Origin of the sequence: Burkholderia sp. Bmkn7, from assembly GCF_041103175.1 — a bacterium.
Lineage (GTDB): Bacteria > Pseudomonadota > Gammaproteobacteria > Burkholderiales > Burkholderiaceae > Burkholderia > Burkholderia cepacia.
Genome location: NZ_JBGCUH010000002.1, coordinates 118667 through 140423, shown reverse-complemented (window position 1 = coordinate 140423; position 21757 = coordinate 118667). Strand labels below are relative to the sequence as shown.

17 protein-coding genes are annotated in these 21757 nt (G+C 64.5%); 14 read left to right on the top strand and 3 right to left on the bottom strand.

Annotation, left to right across the window (positions count from 1 at the left end; genetic code table 11):
• The first annotated feature begins 21 nt into the window (after window positions 1-21).
• From AB3K92_RS06420 to AB3K92_RS06380, 9 genes are all read left to right on the top strand, one after another.
• Window positions 22-963 (top strand): SMP-30/gluconolactonase/LRE family protein, encoded by a 942-nt coding sequence (locus AB3K92_RS06420; protein ID WP_369464689.1) that lies wholly within the window; start codon window positions 22-24, stop codon window positions 961-963.
• A gap of 86 nt (window positions 964-1049) precedes the next feature.
• Complete coding sequence (locus AB3K92_RS06415) at window positions 1050-2429, top strand: MFS transporter (protein WP_318827515.1); 1380 nt, start codon at window positions 1050-1052, stop codon at window positions 2427-2429.
• 50 nt (window positions 2430-2479) lie between these two features.
• On the top strand, window positions 2480-3631 hold the full coding sequence (locus tag AB3K92_RS06410) for a porin (RefSeq protein ID WP_369464688.1): 1152 nt from the start codon (window positions 2480-2482) through the stop codon (window positions 3629-3631).
• 11 nt (window positions 3632-3642) lie between these two features.
• Window positions 3643-4689, top strand: coding sequence for an amidohydrolase (locus AB3K92_RS06405; protein WP_369464687.1), 1047 nt, complete (start codon window positions 3643-3645; stop codon window positions 4687-4689).
• The gene (locus tag AB3K92_RS06400) at window positions 4686-5966 is read left to right on the top strand and encodes an MFS transporter (RefSeq protein WP_369464686.1); all 1281 of its coding nucleotides are present in this window, start codon (window positions 4686-4688) and stop codon (window positions 5964-5966) included. Before AB3K92_RS06405 ends, AB3K92_RS06400 begins: the two co-directional genes overlap by 4 nt.
• Window positions 5963-7201: an MFS transporter gene (locus tag AB3K92_RS06395; protein ID WP_369464685.1), complete on the top strand. Its 1239-nt coding sequence runs from the start codon at window positions 5963-5965 to the stop codon at window positions 7199-7201. Before AB3K92_RS06400 ends, AB3K92_RS06395 begins: the two co-directional genes overlap by 4 nt.
• An 11-nt stretch (window positions 7202-7212) precedes the next feature.
• The gene (locus AB3K92_RS06390; protein WP_060159803.1) at window positions 7213-8535 is read left to right on the top strand and encodes an MFS transporter; all 1323 of its coding nucleotides are present in this window, start codon (window positions 7213-7215) and stop codon (window positions 8533-8535) included.
• A 2-nt stretch (window positions 8536-8537) separates the two neighbouring features.
• On the top strand, window positions 8538-9470 hold the full coding sequence (locus tag AB3K92_RS06385) for an amidohydrolase (RefSeq protein WP_369464684.1): 933 nt from the start codon (window positions 8538-8540) through the stop codon (window positions 9468-9470).
• A 176-nt stretch (window positions 9471-9646) separates the two neighbouring features.
• Complete coding sequence (locus AB3K92_RS06380) at window positions 9647-10042, top strand: hypothetical protein (protein ID WP_021156442.1); 396 nt, start codon at window positions 9647-9649, stop codon at window positions 10040-10042.
• 144 nt (window positions 10043-10186) lie between these two features.
• On the opposite strand, the gene AB3K92_RS06375 is transcribed toward AB3K92_RS06380, so the two are convergent.
• Together AB3K92_RS06375 and AB3K92_RS06370 are read right to left on the bottom strand one after the other, a co-directional pair.
• A complete protein-coding gene (locus AB3K92_RS06375; RefSeq protein WP_176130599.1) occupies window positions 10187-11134 on the bottom strand; it encodes a GlxA family transcriptional regulator in 948 nt (315 codons plus the stop codon).
• A 104-nt stretch (window positions 11135-11238) separates the two neighbouring features.
• Window positions 11239-11406 carry a hypothetical protein gene (locus AB3K92_RS06370; protein ID WP_369464683.1) on the bottom strand — a complete coding sequence of 56 codons (168 nt, stop codon included), beginning with the start codon at window positions 11404-11406 and terminating at the stop codon, window positions 11239-11241.
• 42 nt (window positions 11407-11448) lie between these two features.
• On the opposite strand from AB3K92_RS06370, the gene AB3K92_RS06365 reads away from it, so the two are divergent.
• Window positions 11449-12258, top strand: a complete 810-nt coding sequence (locus AB3K92_RS06365) for an SDR family NAD(P)-dependent oxidoreductase (RefSeq protein WP_369464682.1) — start codon at window positions 11449-11451, stop codon at window positions 12256-12258.
• A gap of 34 nt (window positions 12259-12292) precedes the next feature.
• Window positions 12293-13159, top strand: a complete 867-nt coding sequence (locus AB3K92_RS06360) for a type 1 glutamine amidotransferase domain-containing protein (protein WP_059496337.1) — start codon at window positions 12293-12295, stop codon at window positions 13157-13159.
• Between the two features lie 204 nt (window positions 13160-13363).
• Here AB3K92_RS06360 and AB3K92_RS06355 read toward each other — a convergent pair whose 3' ends face one another.
• A complete protein-coding gene (locus tag AB3K92_RS06355; protein ID WP_369464681.1) occupies window positions 13364-15565 on the bottom strand; it encodes a TonB-dependent receptor in 2202 nt (733 codons plus the stop codon).
• Between the two features lie 422 nt (window positions 15566-15987).
• On the opposite strand from AB3K92_RS06355, the gene AB3K92_RS06350 reads away from it, so the two are divergent.
• Genes AB3K92_RS06350 through AB3K92_RS06340 form a run of 3 tightly spaced genes read left to right on the top strand, consistent with a single transcriptional unit; the run spans window position 15988 to window position 21698 of the window.
• On the top strand, window positions 15988-17136 hold the full coding sequence (locus tag AB3K92_RS06350; protein WP_175926843.1) for an efflux RND transporter periplasmic adaptor subunit: 1149 nt from the start codon (window positions 15988-15990) through the stop codon (window positions 17134-17136).
• 13 nt (window positions 17137-17149) lie between these two features.
• Entirely contained in the window at window positions 17150-20242 is a 3093-nt protein-coding gene (locus AB3K92_RS06345; RefSeq protein WP_059813069.1) for an efflux RND transporter permease subunit, read from the top strand.
• Window positions 20229-21698, top strand: a complete 1470-nt coding sequence (locus tag AB3K92_RS06340) for an efflux transporter outer membrane subunit (protein ID WP_369464680.1) — start codon at window positions 20229-20231, stop codon at window positions 21696-21698. Before AB3K92_RS06345 ends, AB3K92_RS06340 begins: the two co-directional genes overlap by 14 nt.
• Window positions 21699-21757 lie beyond the last annotated feature (59 nt).

The following is a 21757-nucleotide window of genomic DNA, read 5'->3' as shown; positions in this document are numbered from 1 at the left end:
ACCCTGAACATCGAGGAACGCATGTTTTATCTGACGAACCCCGACGTGCGCGAAGCCGACGTGTTCACGCGGATGCCGGACAAGTTTCGCAAGCCGGACGTCCGCACGGAATGGGCGCGCGCGAATCGCGGCGGCATGGTCACGGATTCCTTTCTCGAAGGGCCGGTCTGGGATCCAGACGGTTATCTGTTCGTGACCGATATTCCGCACGGGCGCATCTTCCGCATTTCGCCGTCGGGCGACTGGGAGCTCGTCGTCGAATACGACGGCGAGCCCAACGGGATGAAGCGCTTCGACGCATCGCACCTGATCATCACCGACTACCGGAACGGCCTGATGCTGCTCGATATCGCGCGCGGTGAAATTCGCCCGTATCTCGAGCGCCGCAACACCGAGCGCTTCAAGGGCGTGAACGACCTGACGTTCGACTCGGCCGGCAATATCTATTTCACCGACCAGGGGCAGACCGGGCTGCACGATCCGACGGGCCGCGTGTATCGGCTGTCGCCCGACGGCAAGCTCGACATGCTGCTCGGCACCTGCCCAAGCCCGAACGGGCTCGTGCTGTCGCGCGACGAGAAAGTGCTGTTCGTCGCGATGACGCGCGGCAATGCCGTGTGGCGCATGCCGCTGCAGGCCGACGGGTCGGTCACGAAGGTCAGCCAGTTCTTTACCTCCTACGGACCGAGCGGCCCCGACGGCCTCACCGTCGATCTCGAAGGCCGCCTGTTCGTCGCGAATCCGGGGCTCGGGCGCGTGTGGGTGCTCAACCACTGCGCGGAGCCCGTCGAGATCCTGACCGGGCCGAAAGGGGCGTCGCTCACGAGCGTGTGCTTCGGCGGCCCGGACATGAAGACGCTCTTCATCACCGAATCGACGTCCGGTTCCGTGCTGAAAGCGGACATGAGCATCGCCGGCCCGCTGCCGAAACAGGCAGTGAAGCAGGCAGTGAAGCAGGACTGAGACCCACGAGCCGGGAAGCCGCGCGTCGGCTTCCCGGCCGCATGCCGAAAGATCGTGCCGCCAGCCGCGCGACGAAGGAGACAAGCATGACCATTTCGCACGCGCTGCGTGCCGGCGAAGACGCACCGCGCGCCGACGCACCATCGTCTGCGCAGCTTGCCGGCGACGATTACGCGGCCAGCGAGCGCACGCTCGCGAAGGCGTTCCGGCGCATTCTGCCGTTCATCTTCGTCTGCTACGTGATCAGCTATCTCGACAGGACCAACGTCGGTTTTGCCGCGCTGACGATGAACAAGGATCTCGGTCTGACGGCCGAGCAGTTCGGTGTCGGCGCCGGCCTGTTCTTCATCGGCTATTTCCTGTTCGAGATTCCGAGCAACCTGATCATGCAGAAGGTCGGGGCGCGCGTATGGATCGCGAGAATCATGATCACGTGGGGCCTGTTCTCGATGGCGACGGCGTTCGTCGTCGGACCGAAAAGCTTTGCGGCCGCGCGCTTCCTGCTCGGGCTCGCCGAGGCGGGGTTCACGCCCGGCATCTACCTGTATTTCACGCACTGGTTTCCCGGCAAGTGGCGCGCGAAGGTGACGGCCGCCTTCCTCGTCGGCATTCCCGTCGCGAACATGATCGGCTCGCCGGTTTCCGGTGCGCTGCTCGAACTCGGCGGCCTGCACGGGCTGCGCAGCTGGCAGTGGCTGCTGCTGATCGAAGGCGTACCGGCCGTGATGCTCGGCGTCGCGTGCCTGTTCGTGCTGGCCGACCGTCCCGAGAAAGCCGCGTGGCTCAATGACGAAGAGAAGGCGTCGCTCGCGAAGCGCCTCGCGTTCGAGCAGCGCGACATCGGCGCGAAGCACGGCAGCAAGCTGCGCGACGCGATGACGAACTGGCGCGTGTTCGTGCTCGCGTTCGTCAACTTCTGCGGGATCGTCGGCTCGCTCGGCGTCGGCTTGTGGATGCCGCAGATCATCAAGCAGTTCGGCGTCGAACACGCGGTGGTCGGCTGGCTGACGGCGATTCCGTATGCGATCGGAGCCGGCGTGATGCTCGGGTGGGCGCGTCTCGCCAATCGGGCGGCCAACCGTATTCCGTATGTCGCCGGTGCGTTGGCTGTCGCCGCCGCGGCGTTGTGTGCGAGTGCCTTCATTCATGCGCCGGTTTTCAAGCTGATCGCGCTGTGCGTCACGGTGAGCGGGATCCTCGCGTTCCAGGCGACTTACTGGGCCATCCCGTCGGGATTCCTCACCGGACGGGCTGCCGCGGGCGGACTCGCGCTGATCGTGTCGGTCGGCAATCTCGGCGGTTTCGTCGGGCCGTCGATGATCGGCGCGCTCAAGCAATTCTCGGGCGGCTTCACCGCGCCGCTCATCGCCGTGTCGGGTGTGCTGCTGCTCGGCGCGCTGACCATCGCGTGGCTCGGCGATCCGGGCGCGGGCGCCGGCGAAGCGCCTGCCGCCCGCGAGCCGTGAATGTTCTTTCGCCGGAAAACCCACCCACAAAAAAACAGTTTGGAGACTTCATGTCGTCGAATCAGGCCAGCCAGAATTCCCGCCCGAAACCCCGCCTCATGCTCGGCGCCCTCACCGTCGCGAGCGCGACCGCGTGGTGCGGGGCCGCCCATGCAGAAAGCAGCGTCACGCTGTACGGCATTGCCGACGTCGGCATCGAGCACATCAACAATACGAGTACCGGCGGCGCGCAGACGCGCGAAGCGTCGGGCAATCTGTCCGGTTCGCGCTGGGGACTGAAGGGCGTCGAGGATCTCGGCGGCGGCATGAAAGCCCTGTTCCAGCTCGAAAACGGCTTCAACCTCAATGACGGCACGACCGCGCAGTCGACGAAAGGCCTCGGTGCGAATGCCGCCACGACGTCGCGGATTTTCGGCCGGCAGGCGTGGGTCGGGCTGGCGTACCGGGGTCAGCAGCTGACGTTCGGCCGCCAGAACGCGCTCTTCTATGAACAGGCCGTGGCCTTCGACCCGATGGGCGCGTCGTCGCGATACTCGGTGCTGTCGCTTGACTACGCGGCGGCCGCGCGTATCGACAATTCGGTGAAGTACACCGGCGTGTTCGGTCCGCTGACGGCGCAAGCCATGTACAGCACCCGCTACGACACCGGGTACGGCGCCGAGGTGCCGGGCGCGCAACTCACCGGCCGCTTCTACAGCGGGGCGCTGACTTTCTCGCAAGGGCCGCTCGCCGCGAGCGTGTCGTACGAGCAGCGCAACGGCAACACCGTCGCGACGAACACGGGCACCGAGCGTCGTGCGACGGCCGCCGCGTCGTATGCGCTCGGACCGGTGAAGGGATTCGCCGGCTATCGCTATCTTCGGGCGTCGAACGCGTTCCTGCCGGCGAACCCGATCCGGGTCGCGAACGGCTCCGAAGCCAGCGCGGCGAACCTGTACTGGGCCGGCGCGCAATACGCGGTGTCGCCCGCGTTCGTGGTCACGGCAACTGCCTATTACCAGGACGTGCATTCGACCAGTGCCGATCCGTGGCTCGCCGTGCTCTGCGCGGACTATCTGCTGTCGAAGCGCACGGATATCTATGCGACGGCGGGTTTCGCGCGTAACAAGGGCGGCTCCGCGCTCGGCGTGAACGGCTATGGCACGGTCGCACCCGATCACAACCAGACGGGCGTGGTGATCGGCATGCGCCAGAAGTTCTGACGGCGAGCGCGATGCAGATCGTTCACGCGCCCCATCTGCCCGTCCGTCCCGAGTGGCTCGCGTTGCGCGACGAGCCGGTGCTCGAACCCGAGCTTGCGATCGTCGACGCCCATCATCACCTGTGGGACCGGCAGACCGGGCGCTATCTCGCGGACGAGTTCGGCGCGGACGTGCGCAGCGGGCATCGCGTCGTGTCGACGGTCTACGTCCAGTGCCGATCGATGTTGCGTGCAAGCGGGCCGGATGCGTTCAAGCCGGTCGGCGAAGTGGAATTCGCGAGCGGCGTCGCCGCGATGTTCGACAGCGGCGCATACGGTCCCGCGCGATGCTGCGAGGCCATCGTCGGCGGCGCCGATCTGTCGCTCGGTGCGGAACTCGAGGCGGTGCTCGACACGATGCTGCAGGTATCCGGCGGGCGACTGCGCGGGATCCGCAACCCGCTCGCGTGGCATGCGAGCCCCGACGTGCGATCGAGCCCGGTGACGCCGCCGCGCGACCGGATGTCGGACCCGGCATTCCGGCAGGGCGTGACGACGCTCGGCCGCTACGGGCTGTCGCTGGACGCGTGGGTCTATCACACGCAGCTCGACGACCTGTACGAACTCGCGCGTGCATGCGACGGCGTCACCATCGTCATCGACCATTTCGGCGGCCCGCTCGGCGTGGGCCCGCATGCCGGCCGGCGCACGGAAGTTCATGCGCAATGGAAACGGCAACTCGCGCGTCTCGCGGCGCTGCCGAACACGCGCATGAAGCTCGGCGGCGCGGGCATGACCGTGTTCGGTTTCGACTTCGCCGCGCGCGACCTGCCGCCGTCGTCGCCCGAACTGGCGGCGGCGTGGCAGCCGTATTTCGACACCTGCGTCGAATGCTTCGGCGTCGATCGCTGCATGTTCGAAAGCAACTTCCCCGTCGACAAGGGGATGTTCGGCTATCGCGTGCTGTGGAACGCCTTCAAACGACTCGCGTCCGCGATGTCGGCCGATGAACGGGCCGCGCTGTTCAGCCGGACGGCCGCATCGACGTATCGCATCGCGCTTCCCGGAGACAACCCATGAAAACGAGTGCAACCGCGGCGACGCAGGACATGGAGTCCGCCGCCGCGGAAAAAGGATTGACGCGCGTGACCGGTACCGAATGGCGTTCGCTGTCGCTCGCGGGGCTCGGCTGGACGTTCGAGAGCTACGACTCGTTCCTGCTGTCGCTGCTGCTGCCGACGCTCGCGCTGCAGTTCGGGCTGAGCAAGGCGCAGCTCGGCATGTTCACGAGCGTCACGGCGGCCGGACAGATCGTCGGCGGCATTCTGTTCGGCTTCGTGTCGGACCGGATCGGGCGCGTGCGCACCGCGCTGCTCTGCGTCGGCATCTACTCGCTGTTCTCCGGCCTGATTGCATTCGCGCCCGACGCGCACGGGTTTGCCGCGCTGCGCTTTGTCGGCGCGCTCGGCATGGGCGGAACCTGGACCGCCGGCGCGGCGCTGATCGCGGAGACCTGGCACCCGAGCCGGCGCGGCAAGGGCGGCGCGCTGATGCAGATGGGCTTGCCGATCGGCGCGATTCTCGCGATCGCGATCTCGGGCATCGTCGGCGCCGCGCATGGCGGATTGGGCGGTGACGGCTGGCGTCTGCTGTTCCTGATCGGTGCGTCGCCGTTCTTCATCCTGTTCTGGGTCGCGCGCAAGACGCCGGAATCGCCGATCTGGCTCGAACGCCGGCACGCGAAGTCTCAGGCCCGCAAGGCCGACACGGCCAATCACGAGAAGCTGAATGTGCGCGGCCTGCTCACCGCCTTCTGCTTCATCTTCTTTCTGCAGTACCTGTACTGGGGCGTATTCACGTGGACGCCGACGTTCCTCATCACGGTGAAGCACCTCGACTTCGTGCACAGCCTGAAGTTCGTGCTGGCGCTGCAGTTCGGCGCGATCGCCGGATTCCTGCTGTTCTCGGCAGGGGTCGACCGCATCGGCCGGCGGCCGATGTTCCTGGCGTACCTGCTGGTCGGTGCGCTGGCCGTCGGCGTGTACATCGTGTCGGCGAATCCGTTGCTGCTGATGAGCGCGATCTTCCTGACCGGCTTCAGCGTGAACGGCATCTTCGCGGGTGCCGGCCCGTTCCTCGCGGAGATCATCGGCAACACGGCATCGCGCGGGTTCTTCATGGGCCTCGCGTACAACGGCGGCCGGCTTGGCGGCTTCATCGCGCCGCTGATCATCGGCGCGCTCGCGTCGACGTCGGGCGGCTTCGTGCTCGGACTCGCGACGACGATCGTCGCATTCGTCGCCGCGGCCGTGGTCGTGTTGGTCGCGCCCGAAACGCGCGGGAAGGCGTTGTCATGAACGTGGCGACGCAAGCGGGGTGGGTGAGCCGGCTGTTTCCCGCGCTGTCGGAGGCATCGCTGCGGCGCTATCTGAGCGGGCAGGTCGCATCGGTGCTCGGCAGCTGGACGCAGAACGTCACGCTGAATCTGCTGATCTATCACCTGTCCGGCTCGGCGGCGATCCTCGCGCTGCTCAACTTCCTGCTGTACGGGCCGCAACTGATCGTCGCGCCGGTGGCGGGCTCCCGCATCGGCTCGGCCAACGCGCGCCGCGTGACGCTCTGCGTGCTCACGACATCGCTGCTGCTGACGGGCAGCCTCGTCACGTTGTCGCTGCTCGGCCTGCTCGGCGTGAAGCTGATCCTCGCGCATGCACTGGCGATCGGCGTGTCGAGCGCGGTCGAAACGCCGGCGCGGCAGGTGCTGCTGCTGACGAGCCTGCAGGACGCGACGCACACGTCTAACGCGGTTGCGATGAACACGATGGTCTACAACGTCGGGCGCATGGTCGGCCCGACCATCGCCGGATTCGTCTATCCGACGCTCGGGCCGCGGACGTCGTTTGCGATCTACGCGCTCGCGCTGTGCTTCATGGCGGCGTGCGTGCGCTCGATCCGGGCGGCGACGGTGGACCGCCCGTCGCGCGCGGAGAGCGGCTTGCGCGACGCGGTCGGCTACGTGCTGTCCGATGCGTTCTCGGCCCGCTATCTGCCGATTCTCGCGTGCATCGGCCTGTTCGCCGGCAGCTACCAGACGCTCGTGCCGCTGCTCGCGGACCAGGGCTTTCACGACGCCGCGCGCTTTACCGGTGTGTTCTTCGCGTGCGCCGGCGCCGGCTCGTTGAGCGCGGCGGTGCTGCTGTCGTCGGCGCTCGGCCCGCGCGCGTCGCACCGGTTCATCGCGTATGCGCCGTGGACGGCCGTCGGCGCGCTGGCCGTGCTGGCCGCGACCACCGATGCGGCGGGGTCGATTCCCGCGTTCTATGCCCTCGGCTTCAGCCTCACGTTCGCGGCCACGTCGACGAACGCGACCATTCAGCGCCAGTGTCCGGAACACGTGCGCGGCGGGCTCGTCGGGATGTACGGCATGGCCTACAACGGCACGATGCCGTTCGGTTACCTGCTCGTCGGCAGCGCGTCCGAGGCGCTCGGCGTGCGACACACCTTCGCCGCGATGGCGGCCGTGCTCGCGTGCGGGGTCATCGCGGTCATCGCGTGGCAACGGTTCACAGGAACGCGCTCAGGCGCACAATAAACGGAGACAACATGCAAACCGGTTTCATGGACGCGTCCGCGATCGAGCGCCGGACCATACGAAAGGTCGTCTGGCGGCTCATTCCCTTCTTGATGATCTGCTACCTGCTTGCCTTCATCGACCGGGGCAACGTCGGGATGGCATCGCTGCAGATGAACCATGACCTGGAAATGTCGGCACAGGTCTTCGGCTTCGGCAGCAGCCTGTTCTTCATTTCATACTTCTTTTTCGAAGTGCCGAGCAATCTCGCGCTGCAGAAATACGGCGCGCGGATCTGGATCGCACGGATCATGATCACGTGGGGCATCGTGTCGGCGGCGACCGCGCTCGTGCACAACGCGACGACGTTCTACGTGCTGCGTTTCCTGCTGGGCGCCGCCGAGGCCGGCTTCTTCCCGGGCGTGCTGCTTTATCTGTCGTACTGGATTCCCGCGCAGTACCGTGCGCGGATCGTCGCGACGTTCATGGTCGCGATTCCGGCCGCGAGCTTCATCGGCTCGCCGATCTCCGCGCTGCTGTTGCAGATGGACGGCGTGTGGGGCCTGCGCGGCTGGCACTGGCTGTTCATCCTCGAAGGCATTCCGACCGTGCTGCTCGGCATCGCGTGCCTGTTCATGCTGACGAACAAGCCGGACGACGCGAAGTGGCTCGACGACGACGAGCGCGCATGGCTCACGACCGCGCTGGCCGCGGGCCACAAGACGCGCAAGAAGGTGCCGTCTCTGCCCCTCACGCAACTGTTCCGCAACCGCTACGTGCTGTGCCTCGCGCTCGTCGACACCTGTGCTTCCGCGGCAGGCAGCACGCTGTCCGTATGGCAGCCGCAGCTGCTGAAGTCGTTCGGCCTGACCGTCATGGAGACCGGCCTGCTGAATTCGGTGCCGTATGCGGTGGCCTCGGTCCTGATGGTCTACTGGGGCCGGCGCTCGGACCGCGTCGGCGAACGGCGCTGGCACACGGTCGTGCCGATGCTGCTGATCGGCGTGGGCCTGTTCGCGACGTCGCTGAGCGGATCGCTGCTGCCGACGGTCTGCATGCTCTGTGCGGTGCTGGTCGGCGCGTATTCGTTCAAGGGCCCGTTCTGGGCGCTCGCGACCGACATGCTGTCCAACAGCACCGTGGCGGCCGGGCTCGCGACGGTCAATGCGATCGCGAACCTGCTCGGCGGCGGGCTGATGGTGAACGTGTACGGGTGGGTGAAGGCGGCGACGGGCAGCTACGCGCTCGCATTGATGCCGCTCGCGATCCTCACGCTCGTGAGCGTCGCGACGCTGCTGCTGCTCACGCGCGATCATGCGTCCGGCAAGCTGGTCGGCAAGACGGGGACGATCTGATCATGGCGCGCATCGCGAGACGCGAATTCCTCAGGATCGCCGGCGCGACGCTGGCTTCGGCCGCATTGCCGACGTTGGCCGCGGCCGACGAAACGTGGTCGAGCGGCATCGAGCGCCCGGTGTTCCAATTGCCCGAAGGGGCGATCGACTGTCACATGCACATCTACGACGACCGGTTCCCGGTCGCGCCGGGCACGACGCTGCGGCCGCCGAATGCAACCGTCGCGCAATACCGGCGCGTGCAGACGCGTATCGGCGTGAAGCGCAACGTGGTCGTGACGCCGTCGACGTACGGGACGGACAACCGCTGCACGCTGGCGGCGCTCGCGCAGTTCGGCGACGACGCGCGCGGCGTGGCCGTCGTCGACGGCACCGTGAGCGACGACGAACTTCGGGCGCTCGATCGCGGCGGCATCCGGGCGATCCGGTTCAACCTGAGCTATCCGGGTGCGACGACACTCGACATGCTGGCGCCGCTCGCCGCGCGCATTGCGAACCTCGGGTGGCATATCGAACTGGTGGTGCAGGGCGCGCGGCTGCCGGAGCTGGAGCCACATCTTGCGGCGCTGCCGTGCCCGCTCGTCATCGACCATATCGCGCATGTGCCGCAGCCCGGCGGGCTGTCGTCGGCCGCGTTTCGGACTGCGCAACGCCTCGTCGAAAAGGGCCATACGTGGATCACGTTGTCGGGGCCGTACGTCGACAGCAAGTCGGGGGCGCCGGCCTACGACGACGTCGCGCCGGTCGCGAAGGCGCTGATCGACATGGCGCCGGAGCGCATGCTGTGGGGCACCGACTGGCCGCACCCGACGCAGAAGACGGACAAGCCGGACGACGCGAGCATGCTGGACGTGATCGCCGGCTGGATCGGGCGGGCGGACTGGCAGCAATTGATATTCGTCACGAACCCGGCGAAGCTGTACGGATTTGCGTAGCGCGGGGGGATGTCGCGAGACTCCTTCGCGAATAGGTGTCGTTATTGAACCGGTGTCCGGAATCATGGCCTATTCGACATTGCGAGGGCGGCGAGCCGAGTGCCAGAATCGGCGTGCGGCATCCGGACAGGCCGATGCCGCACGTGTTCGATCGATCACCCGGAATCCTGAATACCATGCCCTATCTGCAACTGGACGTGAACGACCACTATTCGGCGGAAACCAAGCGGTCGCTCGCCGCCAAAATGAGCGAGACCTATGCGCGGATGATGTCGGTCGATATTCGGCGTATCAGCGTCGCGATCCGCGAGCTGGGGCAAGGTGGCGTGTGGCGTATTGCCGAGGCCGGCGAAGCGCCGGTCCCGGTCGCCGTGATGATGCTGGATATCCGTCGGGGCCGCCCGCCCGGGCAGCGCATGGAACTGGCGCAGGCACTTTGCGCGCACTGCGTGGAGATGCTCGGCTTGCGTGAGGATCGGCTCAATGTCGAATTCACGCAGCATTCCGGCGATGAAATGTACCACCCGGCGCTGGGCGGCTATAGCCCGGAGTGGGCTCCCGGCGAGCAGTAGATTTTCCGCCTGGACAGCGCGCGGCGGCAGCCTTGGCACGTCGTTGACGGGACCCACTCGTCATGCGCGATGGACGAAGCGAGCGCTCATAGTTTGAGCCAGCAAGACTGCGCGGTATCTGTCCGCCTGTTGGTTCAACAAGTCCTAATTCATGAGCGGCGCCCCCCCGGAGGCTCGCTGTATGGTCTGCGGAGGTTGCCCAAACGCGCGCAGAAATGCCTGGCGCATGCGCTCGCGGTCGCCGAATCCGGTTTCTCTCGCAATGATTTCGATCGGGTGGCGCGTCGTTTCCATCATCAGGCGGGCGGCTTCGACGCGCAGCCGCTCAACCGCCTTGGCGGGGGATTGCCCCGTTTCCTCCCGGAACACGCGGCTGAATTGGCGCGGGCTCAAACGTGCCGCCTCTGCCAGACGTTCCACCGACAGATCGCTCGCCAGGTTTTCGCTCGCGTAGGTCAGCGCCATTTGCACGCGGTCCGATCGCGCGTTCAGTTCCAGCAAGGTCGAGAATTGCGACTGGCCACCGCCGCGCCGTTGGTACAGCACGAGCTTGCGCGCGACCATACGCGCCGTTTCCAGCCCGAAGTCGCTTTCGACGATCGCCAGCGCCAGATCTACCCCGGCGCTCATGCCGGCCGAAGTCCAGACCTGACCGTCTACGACGAAGATACGATCTTCGTCGAGCTGCACGTTCGGATATTGCTTCTTGAAGGCCCGCGCGTGATACCAGTGCGTCGTGGCACGTTTCCCGTCGAGGAGCCCGGCGGCCGCGAGGACGAAGGCCCCCGTACATATCGACGCAATGCGCCGCGAGTGGAAGGGCGCGCGACGCAGGAAGTCGACCAGCGTCGCCGACGGCAGCCGGCATTCGTTGTCGCCGGCGACGATCAGCGTGTCATATCCCGCTTCGGCCAGCGGTTCGGTGTTGACCGAAAAGCCCTGTGACGACATCACCGCGCCGCCGTGCTCGGACGCGATCCGGAACTGGTACACCTCTTCGCCGCGCAGCAGATTCGCGTACTCGAACACGCTCGCCACTGCGAGCGCGAGCGACTGGAACTGGGGGTAAACAACAAGCCCGACGGTGTGCATGACGTCCGCCATGTGTGTGTCCTGATCAATTGAATCTAGCATAAAACGGACATCGTCACGGGCGGCGTCGGCGTGTCATCAGATGGCATGGCGCGCGGTCGCCTTCAGGAAGCAATGCGCCGAGCGGAGCCACCGACAGCACCGATTTTGGGTAATCGGGCGCCTGTTTCAAAGGACGAATCTGCAAGGTTTCCGGCCAGCGTGCGGATGGCATGAATCATTGCATATATGACATTGAGGATGAGTTCGGTCGACGCCAGAATTCGTTCCACGAACCGACACCCGGTCGGCTCAATTCACGGAACGGAAAAATCATGACCACTTCCACGAAAGGCACCGCGCTGATCACCGGCGCATCGGCTGGCATCGGCGCCATTTACGCAGACCGCCTCGCGAAGCGCGGCTACGACCTCGTCCTGGTGGCGCGTAACCAGGACCGTCTGAACACGCTCGCGCGCCGCCTCATGGCCGAAACCGGCCGCTCGGTCGAGACCGTCGCCGCCGATCTGAACGACAAGGCCGCGCTCGCGAAGATCGAAGGCATCCTGCGCGAGAACAGCAACATCACGATGCTGGTGAACAACGCGGGAATCGGCTCGGTCGCGTCGATTCTCAACGGCGACGTCGACACGATGGAGTCGATGATCAATCTGAACATCACCGCGCTCACGCGCCTGACTTACGCCGTCGCACCGGTATTCGCCAGCAAGGGCACGGGCACCATCATCAACATCAGCTCGGTCGTCGGTATTGCGGTCGAACTGCTGAACGGCGTGTACAGCGCATCGAAGTCGTACGTGCTGAGTTTCGGTCACACACTTCAGCGCGACCTGGCGGACAAGGGCGTGCGCGTGCAGACCGTGCTGCCAGCAGCGACGGCGACCGAGTTCTGGGACGTGGCCGGCTATGCGAAGCAGAAGGAGGCCGCCAGCACGATGACGGCCGACGACCTGGTGGACGCCGCGCTTGCTGGCCTTGATCAGGGCGAGCTCGTGACGATTCCGACGCTCCATGACGCCGACGGCTGGACGCAATGGGAAGCGGCCCGCCGCGCACTCACGCCCAAATTCGCCAACGCCAAGCCCGCTGCGCGCTACGTGGCGGATGCGAACACCGGCGCTTGAACCGGCCCACCCAATTTTTCAGAAGGTATTGATCATGAACATCCTCAAGATCTGTGCGGCCGTACTCGCAACGGCCACCGCGTTTGCACTGCCGGTGGGCGCGTCGGCGCAGTCGCGCGGCAAGGTGCTGGTTGTCATGTCGAGCGCTCATGAGCTCGATCTGCGCGACGGCAAGAAGTACTCGACGGGTTATTACCTCAATGAATTCGTCGTGCCGTACCGCAAGCTCGTCGAGGCCGGCTACGAGCCGGTGATCGCCAATCCGAACGGCGACATGCCGGTGATGGACGCGAACTCGAACGACAAGCTGTTTTTCGGCGGCGACGATGCAGCGCGCGCGGACGCACTGAAATACGCGAAAGGGATCGCGCAACTGAAGCATCCGAAGACGCTGGCCTCCGTTGTCTCGGAGGGGACCGACGGTTACGTCGGCCTGTTTATCCCGGGCGGCCATGCGCCGATGGTCGACCTGCTCAAGGACCGGAATCTCGGCAAGATCCTGGTCAGCTTCCACGACAGCGGCCGTCCCACCGGGATCATCTGTCACGGGCCGATCGTGTTGCTGTCCACGCTGCGCGACCCGAATGCCTTCGTTGCATCGATGGTCGCCAACGACGGCAACGCGAATTCCCTCGCGGCCGGCTGGCCGTATGCCGGTTACCGGATGACCGTCTTCTCGACGGGCGAGGAGCAGCAGCTCGAAGGTCCGAACGGGCTCGGCGGCAACGTGCAGTTCTATCCGGTGAACGCGTTGGCCGAAGCCGGCGCTCACGTCGACACGGTGGCGAACTGGCACAGCAACGTGGTCGTCGATCGCGAACTGATCACGGGGCAGCAGCCGATGTCGGCGCCGGAATTCGGCGACGTCCTCGTGGCGAAACTGAACGCCCGGGCGAACTGAATTCGTCTGCGATGGCACCCTCGACCCGTAAATCAACTTCGCGACGACTTGCTTTGATGGCCTGCCTGCTCGAAGTCGATGTACTCATCGCTTTGCTTGACCCCTGCACCAGCGCTTCGCCCTGCCTTAAGGTGGCTCGATCGCCGCTCCAGGAAGGGTTCCTTCGTGTGGGACAAGCCGAGCGATGACAGATGCCTGCGGCAATCAAAAGCTTTTGGTCAGGCCTACCCCCAAGGTACGGCCGCGACCGACCGAAACCAGTTGCATGCCGGCGTACAGGCTGCCGAAGGTTTCATAGCGTTTATCGAAAAGATTGCGACCGAACAGATAGACTTCGAGATCCTTGTTTTTCCATCCAATCTGGGCATTCACAAGGCTATAGGCATCAAGGTAATAGGATTTGTCGATATCCGCGGTGCGCTTGCCGGTGTATTGGTATTGAAGGTCGGCGGAGAGCTTGCCGGGCAAATGAATCGCCTTGGCCGAGGTTTCGTATTGCAGCCCGGCCGTCGCCGTCCATTTCGGTGTGTTCGGAACAGGATTGCCAGTGACCGTATTGACCGCGGCGCCGTTGGCTCCCAGTTCGCTATGGATGTAGCCGACGCCCCCGGAGAAGCTCAAGCCTTCAGCGACGAGCGCGCGCGCCTGCAATTCGAAACCGCTGGTCTTGTAGTCCTGGTATGTTGTCCGAAAGGCGCCAAGCGACGGATCGAGATAGGACATGACACCGTTCTTGATGTCGTTGTGATAGACGCTGGCATCGATCTGAAGACGATGACTGAGAAGATCGGCCTTGACGCCCGCTTCGTAAGTCCACCCCAAAGCGGCCGGATAGGGGCTGCCCACGATGCCATCGACCGGATAGCTAAAGAGCGGGTACACCCGTGACGCGTGACCACGAGCCACCGACACGTAGCTTTGAATGTCGTTCGTCCACTTGAAGGACAGGGCTACCCGGCCTGTCGGATAAGTTTGCGACGTTGAATTGGAGCCGGTCAGCGAAGCGAGGCCCAGGGAGTTGTCCTGCTTCATCTCGATATTGTCATGGCTTACCCGACCGCCGATCGAGAACTCCCAGCGGTTCGCAAACGGGATCGAAACGTCCCCGAACAGTCCTAGATTGGTCGTGTCGAGATTGCTTTTCATCGCGACTGAGCCGGAATACGGAGGCGGCGCGCACTGCGTACTGCTGCACCAGCGTATGCCGTTGGTTCGCATGGCACTGGCACCGACGACCCAGCGAACCGGGGCACCCTCGAGTGAATTCAGCCGAATCTCCTGGCTGAAGATGTTCTCCTGATCCGTCGAGTGGCCCACGTTACTGGATGCGGGAAACCCGATCGCGTCATAGACAAGTTTGTCCACGAGATCGAGTTCGCTTTCCAGCTTGTTGTGCTGGTAGGAACTGATGGAAGTGAGCTGGAAATTCTTGAAGAAGTGCTCGACGGTCACGGTGGCGCCCGCTTGCGTCGTCTTCAAGTTCGGCTCGGTCAGGATGCCACTGGTCGGAAACTGACTGGCGCTACGCAGGACATAGAGCGGGGAGTTAGCCTGATCATGCAGATAGTTAGCCGTCACTGTGATGAGCGTGTCGTCCAGCCCCGTGAAGCGTAGTCCTCCACGGAATGCACCGATGTCGCGCTTGCCCAGCTTGTCGGTGTAAAGGCTGCGTATATCGCCATTCTCATGGCCATAACGGATCGCCATGCGTCCGTCGAGTTGTCCGGGCACGATATTGCCGCCAAGAACTGCTTCGCCCATGCGATAGCCGTGTTCGCCGACCTCGGTTGTCACGTGAACATCCCGAGTTCCGTCAGGCTGCTTCGTGACAACGTTGATGGCGCCACCCAGCGCATTGGTTCCCCATAGCGTGCCTTGAGGGCCGCGCAGCACTTCGATATGGTCGACGTCGAGCAACATGTTCGACGCGCTCATCATGCTGTTCGGCACACCATCGACATTGAATGCGATCGTGCCATCGGCGTAGTTGGCAGGCGTCCCAAGTGAACTGACACCGCGAATCGAGAACCACTGGGAGCCTGTGGCGCGGCTGACCCATTGCACATTGGGCGCATGGCCGGCGATAGCCACACCCGGATCGAAGGGCGATTCCTTCAAGGTCTTCGCCTGCAGAACCGTGATGCTTTCAGGCACATCCTGAAGGCGTTCGGTCGTTTTCCGGGCGGTGACCGTGACGGGCTCAAGGACCGTGCTCTCTGCGCTCGATGCCGACGTGCCGCTATCCGGCGACTCAGTGGTTGATTGCGCTTGCTTTCCTTCGGTAGCGAACACGTCCGGAGCAGCGACGGCGACGGCTGCGGCAATCGTTGCGTTGAGCAATGTATGTCGGACGGTACGGACGACACGCAAGCCACACGCCGGGAGCCCTTCGCGCATCGCATCCATCGAGCCTGAACTTCTGCCAACGGATGGATGAAAGGGAGAGCGATGGGCCGCACATTGCCCTTCAATATGAGGCGTGTTAGACATTAAACGAGACTCATTTGCATTATCGGGATCGTCAATTTACCGATTCGGCGACACACCTCCGTAGCGAGATTTGGCCAATTCCTTGTTCAATCAGGCCAACTGTATGTCTTTCCATCGAGGTGGCCGTATTGCGAAATAAATTGACTAGATTTCGCAATGTAGAAGTGTGGCTGCACGGGTAGGCTGCGCCTCATCGTGGCCTGCCATGTCTGTTCTCTGGCCGGCCGAGTACTTCGTCCTTCCCGAGGAATACCCGTGCACTCACATATCATCGGCAGATCGGCCATGCGCGGCCGTTCAAGCGTCATCTCGATCCCCTTTGCTCGAGCGGGGCGCGCATGAGCACCGCCGCTCTCTCCCGTACCAAACCCATTGTCATAAGCGTGGTTGGGCTGGTCGTGGTCTTCGGTCTGCTGTATGCCTGGCGCGCTGTTCGCAGCGGCGGCGCGGAACAACAGGCCATGCCGCCGATGCCTGTCTCGACGATCCGCGCAGCGCCTCGCAGTGTGGCCGACGAGTGGCAGGCCGTCGGCAGCCTGCAAGCCGTGCATGAAGTGCTGCTGGCTCCCGATACCTCGGGGCGGGTGACCGCCGTCAATTTCGACGCAGGCCAGTCCGTGAAGGAAGGGGCGGTGCTGATTCAGCTCTACGATGCCCCCGAACAGGCAGATCGTGCCGCTGCCGTGGCCAAAGCGGATTTCGCCCAGTTGCAACTCAGGCGTTCGCAAGCGTTGGCGCCTACCGGCGCGGAACCGCGCGAATTGCTCGAACAACATAAGGCGGACGCTGCCCAGGCTGCCGCGGCAGTCCGGCAACTGGACGCACGCATTCAGCAAAAGTCGATCCGCGCGCCGTTCTCCGGTCAATTAGGTATCCGACGGATCAACCTGGGTCAGTATCTCAATGCCGGTGACGCGATCGCCACGCTGACCCAACTCGACCCGCTCTATGTCAACTTCACGTTGCCGCAGCAGGACATGCCCAGGCTGACGTCGGGCGCACCGGTTCAGGTAACGGTGGATGCGGTGCCGGGGAGGGTATTCACAGCCAGGATCAGCGCCATCGAACCGCGTATCGATGGAGAAACCCGCAATGTGGCTGTTCAGGCGCTGTTGCCCAATACCGACCGGGTGCTGAAACCCGGCATGTACGTGACGGCGCGGCTGGTATTGCCCGCCACGACCGACAATATCGTATTGCCGCTCACGGCGATCCAGACTTCGGCCTCTGGTGACAGCGTGGTGGTCGTGAAAGGGGCCGACGCGCAGGGAGTCGGCAAGGCGGTTGCCGTGCCGGTCGTCACCGGCCGCCGGCTCGGGGAGGAGGTTCTGGTAACCCAGGGCGTCAAGCCTGGCGACGTCGTGGTGATGGCTGGCCAGAACCGTCTTCCGCCCGGTGCGACCGTAAAAATCAACAGCACGCCCCCTTCGGCAACGGCGACACCTGACGCCCCGGCCGTTGCGTCCTCCAGCGCCAGCGCGCGGTAAAGGAAACCACGCCATGCGCTTTACAGACATCTTCATCCGTCGACCCATCCTGGCACTGGTCGTCAGCCTGCTCATTCTGCTGATGGGTGCCACGTCGATTTTCCTGTTGCCGGTGCGGCAATACCCCTATCTCGAAAACGCCACCATCACGGTCAGTACCACGCTGCCTGGGGCAACCCAGGACGTGATGCAGGGTTTCGTGACCACGCCGATCGCGCAGTCCATCGCCACGGCCAGCGGTATTGAATACCTGAGTTCGACCACCACGCAAGGCAAGAGCGAGATCAAGGCGCGATTGGTGCTCAACGCCAACGCCGATCGCGCGATGACCGAGATCCTTGCCAAGGTGCAGCAGGTCAAGTACCAGTTGCCGGCGGGCATCACCGATCCGGTCATCAGCAAGTCCACCGAGGGCGGTACAGCGGTGCAATACATCGCCTTCTACAGCAAGACGCTGTCGATCCCGCAAGTGACGGATTTCGCATCGCGGGTTGCACAGCCTCTGCTCACCAGCATTCCGGGGGTGGCCTCGGCGGACGTCTATGGCGGCCAGACGCTGGCCATGCGCATCTGGATCGACCCGGTGCGGTTGGCCGCGCGCGGGCTGTCGGCCGGCGAGATATCGGCCGCGCTGCGCGCCAACAACGTGCAGGCCGCGCCGGGCCAGCTCAAGAGCGCGCTGACCGTCACCAACATCAGCGCGGCCACCGATTTGCGCAGCGTCGAGGACTTCCGCCAGATGGTCGTGAAGTCGGGTCCCGGCGGAGGCGTCGTGCGGTTGTCGGATGTCGCCACCGTGGAAATAGGTGGCCAAAACTACAATAGCCTCTCGTTCGCTACCGGCATACCCGCGATCTTCGTCGCCATCCAGCCCACGCCGGCCGGGAATCCACTGGAGATCGTCAAGCAGGCCAACGAACTGCTGACCAGGATTCGTGCAATGGCGCCCCCAGGACTGACGGTAGCGCCGAACTACAACGTAGCGCGCTTCGTCAATGCTTCGATCGAGGAAGTCAAACACACGCTGGTGGAAGCCATCGTGATCGTGATCGCGGTGATCTTCCTGTTCCTCGGCACGTTCCGCGCGGTGATCATTCCGGTCGTCACCATTCCGTTGTCGCTGGTCGGCACCGCTGCGTTGATGCTGGTCTGCGGTTTTTCGATCAACCTGTTGACCCTGCTGGCGATGGTGCTGGCGATCGGTCTGGTGGTGGACGATGCCATCGTCGTGGTGGAGAACATCCATCGACACATTGAGGAGGGGCTGACACCTGTGCGCGCGGCCCTGCTCGGCGCACGCGAAATCGTCGGGCCGGTGATCGCCATGACTATCACGTTGGCGGCGGTCTATGCGCCAATCGGCATGATGGGTGGACTGACCGGCGCGCTGTTCAAGGAGTTCGCCTTCACATTGGCCGGCTCGGTCATCGTCTCGGGCGTGGTCGCGCTGACGCTCTCGCCGGTGATGAGCTCGATGCTGCTCAGTTCGAGGCAGGGCGAGGGACGGCTGGCGAAGCGGGTCGAGCACTACATGGAAGGGCTGACGGCGTTCTATGGGCGCCTGCTGGCCCGCACGCTAGCCGCTCGCGGTGCGGTGCTGCTGGTCGGTGTGGCCGTGCTGGCCGCCATCGCGGTGCTGTTCACCGGCACTCGCCGCGAACTGGCGCCGACCGAGGATCAGGGCGCCGTCATCGTCGTCACCAAGGCTCCGCAATATGCCGGCGTGGGCTACACCGCCCGCTATGCTCAGCAGATCGAAAAGCTGTTCGAGCAGATCCCCGAGTTCGACAGCAGCTTCATGAACATCGGCGACTCCGCCGGTGGCCAGAACATGATGCTCGGTGGCGCGATCCTCAAGGACTGGTCGAAGCGCAAGCGGTCGGCCACCGAAATCCAGGGGCAGATTCAAGCCGCCGGCGGCGCCATCGACGGCGAGACGTTGACCGCCGTGCAGTTGCCCCCGCTACCGGGTTCCAGCGGCGGCCTGCCGGTGCAGATGGTGCTCCGCTCGCCCGACGACTTCAAGACGCTGTACGAGACCGGCGAGAAGATCAAGGCAGCGGCCTATGCCAGCGGTCTGTTCCTCTACGTGCAGAACGACCTGTCCTACGACAGCCCGCAGGCGCACATCACGATCGACAATGCGAAGGCCAGCGAAATGGGGGTGACCATGCAGTCTGTCGCCGATACCCTTGCCGTGCTGGTCGGCGAAAACTACGTCAATCGCTTCAACTTCCACGACCGCTCCTATGACGTGATTCCGCAAGTGCGCGGCGCCGAGCGTATGACACCGGAAGACCTCGGGCGCTTCTATGTCAAAACGACCTCCGGCGCACTGGTGCCGTTGTCGACCGTGACGCATGTCGAGATGCGCCCGCAAGCGAACCAGCTCACCCAGTTCGGCCAGATGAATTCGACCACGCTCGAAATGCTGCCGGCGCCGGGCGTGAGCATGGGCGAGGCCGTGAAGTTCCTGCAATCGCAGCCGCTGCCGCCCGGCACCAGTGTGGACTGGCTCAGCGACAGCCGCCAGTTCGTGCAGGAAGGCAACCGTCTGCTGGTCTCGTTCTGCTTCGCGCTGGTGGTGATCTTCCTGGTGCTGGCGGCGCAGTTCGAGAGCCTGCGCGATCCGCTGGTGATCCTGGTGACCGTGCCGCTGGCGGTCTGCGGCGCCCTGGTGCCGCTGTGGCTGGGCTTTGCCACGCTCAATATCTATACCCAGATCGGATTGGTCACCTTGATCGGCCTGATCTCCAAGCACGGCATCCTGATGGTCACTTTCGCCAACCATATCCAGCACCACGAAAACCTGAGCCGCATCGAGGCGATCGAGAAGGCGGCGGCGGTGCGGATGCGTCCTGTCTTGATGACCACGGCGGCAATGGTTGCCGGCCTTGTGCCGCTGTTGTTCGCAGACGGCGCAGGCTCGGCCAGCCGGTTCTCCATCGGCATCGTGGTGGTGATGGGCATGATGGTCGGTACCTTCTTCACACTGTTCGTACTACCGACCATCTACAGCTTCATCGCCAAGGATCACCGGGTAACGGCGGAAAGTTCTCGCGCCCGCGAACTCGCTACTGCGGAGGCTCCCGATGTCGCCCTTTAAACCGGTTCCTGCGATGCGTATTGTGTCGCGTCCGGCGACGCTTCCCTCTCCGCGCGCTGCCTTCATGGCGGTGGCCGTCGCCGTGATCACCGCAGGTTGCGCCAGCGGCCCCGATTACCACGCGCCAGCCTTACCGGAAACCGCTGCAGGCCCCTTCGTCAGTCACCCGTCCAATACGGATGTTGCCGAAGCGCTGCCCGCGAACTGGTGGAAGCTGTATGACGATCCCGCGCTCGACAAGCTGGTGCAGGAAGCCTTGTCGGCCAATCCCAACCTGCGCGTGGCGATGGCCAACCTCGATCGCGCGCGGGCCATCTACACGGAAGCGCGCAGCGGGCAATTCCCTTCGACCAGTGTGTCAGGCGGCGTGGGATACGGGCGCGATCAGACCACGTGGTCCGGCACCGGCCAGGCCCCCGCGCAATGGAGCTACAGCGCAGGCCTCGACGTCTCCTATGAACTCGACCTGTTCGGTCGGGTCAGGCGCGACATCGAGGCTGCTCGCGACGACACCGATGCAGTCGCCGCCGCCTACGATGCCGCCAGGGTAGTGGTTGTTGCGGAGACGACGCGGGCCTATGTGGACGCCTGCAGCTACGGTGAGTCCATCGGCGTAGCGCACTCGTCCGTCGAGCTGGCACAGCGCAGCCTGGATCTCATCGACAGCCAGGCGCACGCTGGCTCGGCGTCGCATCTGGATGTCGAACGGGCTGGCGTCACGCTGGCTCAGGCCCAGGCGGCATTGCCGCCCTTGCAAGGCCAGCGCGAAGCCGCACTGTTCGAGCTGGCCGCGTTGACGGGGCGCACGCCCGCGCAAGTGCCGGAACCGGCGCGTGCCTGCATCAAGGCTCCCGAGATTTCCGGTGCGTTGCCGGTTGGCGATGGCACTGCGCTGCTGCGTCGTCGCCCCGACGTGCGTCAGGCCGAGCGCCAACTGGCGGCGGATACCGCCCGCATCGGCGTGGCCGTGGCGGATCTCTATCCGCGTGTCACGCTGGGCACCTCGGGTAACTACCTGCGCAACGACTACCTGAAAGGCAATCGCACCTTGTCCTTCTCTTTCGGGCCGCTCATCTCGTGGACGTTCCCCAACATGATGGTGGCTCGCAGTCGCATTGCGCAGGCGAAGGCACAAAGCGCGGCGTCGCTGGCCAGCTTCGACGGTGCCGTGCTGAATGCACTGAAGGAGTCGGAGCAATCGTTGAGCGCCTATGGCGCGGCGATGCAACAGCGCGATGCGCTGGTAGAGGCGCGTGACCGGGCCGAGAATGCCTTCCGGCTGGCCGATCAGCGTTACCGCGCCGGCTCCATCAGCTATCTCGACGTGATCGTCGCACAGACCAGTCTGATCGACGCGAAAGCCCAGGTGGCCGCTGCCGACCAGCGAGTCGGTTCTGCGCGAGTCAGCGTATTCAAGGCGCTTGGTGGTGGCTGGGACCAGGCCAGTACGCAGTAATGCTTGAGGGCATCGGCGCGTGGGCGATCTCACCGTCGCGCCGATGTCCGATGCCAACC